Source organism: Geobacter sp. SVR, from assembly GCF_016865365.1.
GTDB lineage: Bacteria > Desulfobacterota > Desulfuromonadia > Geobacterales > Pseudopelobacteraceae > Pelotalea.
In genome coordinates, this window is sequence record NZ_AP024469.1 from 4,710,774 (window position 1) to 4,717,360 (window position 6,587).

General features: G+C 54.7%; 7 protein-coding genes. All 7 read right to left on the minus strand.

Annotated elements, in window-relative coordinates:
* Positions 1–41 precede the first annotated feature (41 nt).
* Genes rsmG through rpmH form a run of 7 tightly spaced genes read right to left on the minus strand, consistent with a single transcriptional unit; the run spans position 42 to position 6,336 of the window.
* A complete protein-coding gene (gene rsmG / locus GSVR_RS21945; protein ID WP_173198098.1) occupies positions 42–683 on the minus strand; it encodes a 16S rRNA (guanine(527)-N(7))-methyltransferase RsmG in 642 nt (213 codons plus the stop codon).
* An 8-nt stretch (positions 684–691) separates the two neighbouring features.
* Positions 692–2,587 (minus strand): tRNA uridine-5-carboxymethylaminomethyl(34) synthesis enzyme MnmG, encoded by a 1,896-nt coding sequence (gene mnmG, locus GSVR_RS21950; protein ID WP_173197919.1) that lies wholly within the window; start codon positions 2,585–2,587, stop codon positions 692–694.
* A gap of 31 nt (positions 2,588–2,618) precedes the next feature.
* Entirely contained in the window at positions 2,619–3,986 is a 1,368-nt protein-coding gene (mnmE, locus tag GSVR_RS21955) for a tRNA uridine-5-carboxymethylaminomethyl(34) synthesis GTPase MnmE (protein ID WP_173197921.1), read from the minus strand.
* Positions 3,987–4,008: 22 nt separating this feature from the next.
* Positions 4,009–5,589, minus strand: a complete 1,581-nt coding sequence (gene yidC / locus GSVR_RS21960; protein WP_173197923.1) for a membrane protein insertase YidC — start codon at positions 5,587–5,589, stop codon at positions 4,009–4,011.
* A 23-nt stretch (positions 5,590–5,612) separates the two neighbouring features.
* Positions 5,613–5,825 carry a membrane protein insertion efficiency factor YidD gene (yidD, locus tag GSVR_RS21965; protein WP_173197925.1) on the minus strand — a complete coding sequence of 71 codons (213 nt, stop codon included), beginning with the start codon at positions 5,823–5,825 and terminating at the stop codon, positions 5,613–5,615.
* Complete coding sequence (gene rnpA, locus GSVR_RS21970; protein ID WP_173197927.1) at positions 5,798–6,172, minus strand: ribonuclease P protein component; 375 nt, start codon at positions 6,170–6,172, stop codon at positions 5,798–5,800. The genes yidD and rnpA overlap by 28 nt, the downstream gene beginning before the upstream one ends.
* A 14-nt stretch (positions 6,173–6,186) precedes the next feature.
* The gene (gene rpmH, locus GSVR_RS21975; protein ID WP_173197929.1) at positions 6,187–6,336 is read right to left on the minus strand and encodes a 50S ribosomal protein L34; all 150 of its coding nucleotides are present in this window, start codon (positions 6,334–6,336) and stop codon (positions 6,187–6,189) included.
* Between the last annotated feature and the right edge of the window lie 251 nt (positions 6,337–6,587).

Genomic DNA, 6,587 nt, shown 5'->3' on the forward strand with positions numbered 1-6,587 from the left:
TCTCAGGGGCGATTTTATAAAAGCCTGCGCAAATGCCCGTTTCATGGGGATTTGAAGGGTGTGATTACTATCAGACAGCGTTTTCCGCTCCCAAACGGCAGTTCGTAGTTGTGCTCCGCGCTAATTTGATAGCCGAGTTGCTGCAGACGGTCTCCCTCACTGGACAACTCCTCGGCGGCAGCCGCTCCCTTCATGGCAACCATGCGACCATTATCTGCCAGTAATGGTCCTGCCAGGGAAACGAAGGTCGTCAGACTGGAAAACGCCCGTGAGATGATGACATCAAAAGCACCGGGGCGCGTTGCATGAAGCGTCTCGACCCGCGCATGCAGCGCCTCGAATTGTTTGAATTGCAGCAGGCGGGCCATGTGCCGCTGAAAGTGGATTTTCTTGCCCACCGCATCCACAGAAACAACCCGCAATCCAGGCAGCACAATTTTCAAGGGTATTGCCGGCATTCCCGCTCCGGAGCCGATATCCAACAACCTCTCTGCACCATCGAGCAGTTGCGCCGGATAAAGGGAATCCATGAAATGTTTTACCGCGATATCCTCATCGCGGGTAATGGCCGTGAGATTGATCTTGCGATTCCAGGTCTTCAGCTCGGTCGCAAACAATTCGAATGATGCAACCATTGCTTCACTGAGCTCCACTCCTGAATCCCGGCTGCCTTGTCTGAGCATCCTGGCGATCAAACGTGTGCCTCCTCTATGTCTTGCTTATGATACGCCTTTAGGGCGATCGACAGCACCGAGATGGCCGCCGGCGTAATCCCCGGGATGCGAGAGGCCTGCCCCAGTGTATCGGGCCGATTCTTGGCCAGCTTTTCACGGACCTCGGTCGTCAACCCTCCCATACTCAAGTAGTCGATATCCTCCGGCAGGCGAGTCTCCTCAAAACGGCGTGCCCGCTCGATCTGATCCAGTTGCCGTTCGATATATCCCTGATATTTGATTTGAATTTCCACCTGTTCCCGCACTGCCGGTGATGTTTCACGTGAAACATCGTCAAATTCGGCTATATCCGCATAGGTAATTTCCGGACGGCGCATTAACTGCTCCAGGGAAGTCCCCTTCTGGATATCGGAAAGGCCGCGCTGTTCGAGAAAACTTTCCTGCCGCGTATCCATGACCAGTCGGGTGGTCCGCATACGCTCATGCTCGGCAAGGATCTGTTCCCGCTTCTGAAGGAAGCGTGCATACTCCTCTTCCGGCACCAATCCGATTGCATGTCCCTTTTCGCGCAGCCGCAGGTCGGCGTTGTCCTCCCGCAACAGTAGACGGTATTCCGCCCGGGACGTGAACATCCGGTACGGCTCTTTAGTTCCCATGGTCACGAGATCGTCGATCATGACCCCGATATAGGATTCGCTTCGGGACAGGAGCAGCGGTTCCTTACCCTTAACACGCAAGGCCGCGTTTATGCCGGCCATGATGCCCTGGGCGGCGGCCTCTTCATAGCCCGAGGTGCCGTTGATCTGGCCGGCATGATACAGATTGCGGCAGCGCTTTGTTTCCAGCGAGGCATGCAGCTGGATCGGATCGATGTAATCATATTCGATGGCATAGGCGGGACGCATGATCTCAACCCGCTCCAGCCCCAGCATGGAGCGATAAAAGGCGATCTGGACATCGATCGGGAGTGATGTCGACATGCCGCTGGGGTACACCTCGACGGTGTCCAGTCCTTCTGGCTCTATAAAGGTCTGGTGACGATCCTTGTCGGGGAATCGCATCACCTTGTCCTCGATCGAAGGACAGTAGCGCGGCCCAATACCCTCTATGATTCCGGCGTACAGGGGTGAGCGGTCGAGCCCGGAGCGAATGATCTCATGCGAGCGGGGATTGGTATAGGCGATGTGGCAGGGCACCTGGGGCATCGTTATGGCCCCGGTCGAGAAGGAAAAAGGCATCGGCGGATCGTCGCCATACTGTGCCTCAAGCCGGCTAAAATCAATGGTGCGCTTGTCCAGGCGTGCCGGCGTGCCGGTCTTCAGACGACCCACTTCGAATCCGATGTTTTTCAATTGCTCGGATAGACCGATGGAGGGGAGATCGCCGGCTCTACCCCCCGGGTAATTGGTCAACCCGATGTGAATCAGACCCCGCATGAAGGTACCGGTGGTAAGAATCACGGTAGTTGCCAAAAAGCGGATTCCTGAACGCGTGTCCACTCCCCTCAACTCGTCCCCCTCGAAATGGAGGGCCGTTACTTCGGCCTGCTTTACGTGCAGATTTTCCTGTTCCTCCAACACACGCTTCATTCGTAGCCGGTACAACTGCTTGTCGGCTTGCGCCCGAGAGGCGCGCACAGCCTGCCCTTTCCGGGTGTTCAGAATGCGGAACTGTATGCCGGTGGCATCGATGTTCCTGGCCATTTCCCCCCCTAGGGCATCGATCTCTTTTACCAGGTGACCTTTGGCAAGGCCGCCGATGGCCGGGTTGCAGGACATCAAAGCAATGGCATCCAGGTTGATGGTCAGCAGCAAGGTCATGCACCCCATACGCGCAGCTGCCAGGGCAGCTTCACAACCGGCGTGTCCAGCGCCGACTACCACCACATCATAATGCAGGTCGTAATTGATCATTCTTGATCCTTATGTTTCACGTGAAACATCTCTATTTGCCGATACAAAAGGAAGAAAAGACAACATCCAGCACATCATCGTTGGTTACGTGGCCGGTGACGGAACCAACAGCCGTTAATGCCTCACGCAGATCGACGGCCGCCAGTTCCAGTTCCACACCCATGGCAAACCCTGTAAGTACGCTTTGCAGAGTTCTACTGGCGGACACCAGCGCATCACGGTGACGAGCCCGGGAAATGGCAATGAATTCGCGGTTGTCAACGGAACTGCGCAGAAACGAGGACCTTACCAGTTCCCTAAGTGCGTCCACCCCTTCGCCGGTCCGGGAAGAAATGGCTACGTGTTCCCCGGCGGCGAGATCAGCAGGCAGTACCATCTGTGACGGCAGATCGGATTTATTGAGCACCACCACGGTTCGCGCGTCCGCCAGTGCTTCCCTGATCAACTGGTCTTCAGGCCCGAAAGAATCGGATGCATCGAGTACAAAAAGCACAAGGTCGGCCTGGGGGATCTTTTCCAGGGCGCGGGCGATACCCTCCTGCTCCACCAGACAGTCGGTATGGCGGATGCCGGCGGTATCCAGAAGGCGTACCGGTAATCCGCCGAGGTTGATGGATTCTTCGATGATATCACGAGTCGTGCCGGGCAGATGCGTCACAATGGCGCGGTTTTCGTTGAGCAGGCGGTTAAGCAGGCTGGATTTACCGGCGTTCGGTTTCCCAATGATCAATACCGCAATGCCTTCACGCAACCTGCGGCCTTCGTCAAACCCGGACAGCAAAGTGTCCACAAGTGAAGCGGCATGGGAGACCTCCGCGGTAATGCCGTTAAGATCGGTATCGCCCAGGTCATCTTCGGGAAAATCGATATAGGCTTCAACAAGCGCCAGAGCCTTGAGAAGGTGGCTCCGAACGTCCTCGATTCGCTGCGAAAGCAGCCCCTCCCGCTGACGCTGGGCTTGCTGCAGGGCAGCCTCAGTCTGCGAACCGATAATGTCCATGACCGCTTCAGCCTGCGCCAGATCGATTCTTCCATTGAGAAAGGCACGCCGGGTAAACTCACCCGGTTCGGCCAGGCGCGCCCCGTGCTGCAGACAGAGCGACAGGACCTGCTCGACCACGAGAACACCGCCGTGGCAATGCAGTTCAAGGACATCCTCGCAGGTATACGATCGGGGGGCCTTCATCAGGACGGCCATGGCCTCGTCGACCGTTTCCCCGGACCAAGGATCACGAATGGTCCCAAAAGAAAAACGGTGGCTGATCAGGCCACCGTTATTCGCTCGTTTGAAGATCTTTTCGCCGATAACAGCGGCTTCGGGACCGCTCACGCGGACTATGCCGATCCCCCCGTTTCCCGGGGGGGTGGCGACGGCCGCTATCGTATCGCGGATATACATTGCACTGCTCCGTGGATGCCGATCAATCCTTGACCAGCTTGTTGATATACATCTGCTGGCCAATGGTGAGCACGTTGTTCACCAGCCAGTACAGCACCAGTCCGGACGGGAAATTCAAAAACATGAAGGTGAAAACGACCGGCAGTGCCAGCATCATCTTCTGCTGCACCGGATCCATCTGAGACGGCGTCATCTTCTGCTGTACGAACATGGTGATTCCCATGATGATGGGAGTGACATAGTACGGGTCTTTGTCGGCCAAGTCGGTGACCCACAGCACAAAGGGCGCGTGGCGCAACTCGATGGAAAACATGAGCGCCTTGTAGAGCGCGAAGAAAACCGGAATCTGTACGATCATAGGCAAACATCCCCCCATGGGGTTTACCTTGTTGTCACGGTACAGCTCCATGACAGCCTTGTTCATTCCATCGCGATCATTCTTGTATTTTTCCTTGATGGCCGCCATTTTGGGCTGCAGTTTCTGCATGTCCTTCATGGACTTGTAACTCTTGTGCGTCAACGGAAAGAACAGCACCTTCAGGATTACGGTGATAATGATAATGGCAACGCCGTAGTTGCCGACAAAGCGATAAAAGAATTTAAGGGTATAGAGCAGCGGTTTTGCAATGACCGTAAACCATCCCAAATCAAGAGATTGCTCCAGGGAGTTACCCATGCTCTTGAGTATGTCGATATCTTTGGGACCGGCGAAAAGCCGCTGTTCGACAGCCACTGACTGTCCCGGCGCAACGGTGAATTGTGGTGAGGAAACTACCGATTCCAGGTATCCCGATGCGTTTTTCTTCAGCTCCACTGAGGCAATGCTGTTCTTCTCGGATAAGAGCGCAGTCAGGAAGTATTTGTCGGCAAAACCGGCCCACTGGATGCCTTTGTCATAGCGCTTGGAGCTGCCAGTCAAGTCCTTGGTCTTGTCGCTCTTGAGGCTGTCGTCGGCAAACAGGTAGGAACCGGCCGTATCGAAGCGGTTGTCCTTGACCTTATGAACGGCAGGGTATGTCAGCACCTGTTGGAAGGCACCCACCAAGGGTGCGGCGGAATTGTTGAAGAGCTGGGTTTCCACCTTGATGCCATAGGAGTTGCCGGTAAAGGTATACACCTTGCGAACGGTAAAACCCTGGCCGGAAACATGATTGAACACCAGTTGTCCGGTCTGGTTGTCCGCCACCTGCACCGAATCGGTATCCGTGGTAAAGACGGTGTTGTCAGGAAGATTGAAACCGGTGGCACGGGTCGAGAGGTTGTAAAGCTGTGGGTCGGCATCATTGCCGAGCACGACCGGCTTGCCTTTGAGGGTTTCGTGGTATTTCTTCAAGGTGATGCTTTTCAGGGCACCGCCACGGTTTGAAAAGACCGCCGTATAAAAAGCGGTATCAACCGTAACATCCTTCTCGGCAACAGCCGGCGATGGGGTTGCCGTGGGAGAAGCGAGCGGCGCTGCAGCCGGAGCCGGTTGCGGAGTCACTGCAGCGGGACCGGCGACCTGACCGGGAGCGGCCGGCTTTTTTTCAGGTCCCAGAAAGAATGAAAACAGATAAAAAACCGCTATCGATAATATCACTGCCAAAAACGCACGCTTTTCCATGAAGGCTCCAGTTGTGATCTCGGTTATGGTACAGGATCATAGCCGCCGGGATGAAAGGGATGGCACTTGCAGAGTCTCAGCAGGCTGAGCCGGACACCCCTGGTAAATCCGTAACGGTGAATCGATTCTCGGGAATACTCGGAACAGGAGGGATAAAAACGGCAGGCTGCCGGCAGAAGCGGGGAAAGTGACTTCTGATACAGCCTGATTAAGAGGAGCGAAGTGCTCTTGAGCATGAGGGTACGCCGATATGCCTGAAGGATCTCTCGAGTTCCGGCTTCACACGGCTGAAATCCATCAGTGCCGACTCACGCCGTGCGATGACGTTGATATCCACAGGCGGAAGCGCTTGCCTGCAGCATCTGAAGATTTCCCGGGCATAACGCTTGATCCTGTTGCGGATTACGGCGTTGCCAACCTTTTTGCTGACCGTGATCCCGAGACGGGCCTCAGCCAGATCATTCGGTTGCCAGACAACAAGGAAGCCCTTGGCATTGAATTTGTGTGGAGCGTCAAAAAGCCTGACAAAGTCCGCACGCTTCCGAAGCCGTGATGATTTCGGAAACGTGCAGCTATCAGGCATGCCGTCCACGAAAACTATTTCGTGGCGATGCGAACCGAAAGGTTCTTGCGCCCTTTGGCCCTTCTGCGCTTGATAACAAGCCGGCCGTTCTTTGTGGACATTCTTACCAGAAAACCATGGGTCCGCTTACGGGACGTATTGCTCGGTTGGAAGGTTCTTTTCATGATATATCACCCCAGACAAAAATTTTTCAGGAAATGAGTCTTTAACCATAACGACAGCTTGTTGTCAAGATTTTTGTTGCAACCACTACAAAAGTGCTGGGAGGATTTGCCTTGAAAAATGGGGCATCCTCTGATAACCTGCTGCTTCCCTAAATCCCCCTGACTGTCAATTATTTCACGTAACTATCAGTAATTGCTTGATATAAAGTTTTCAACAGTTGTTGACAATTATGTGGATAACCGGTCTCTTT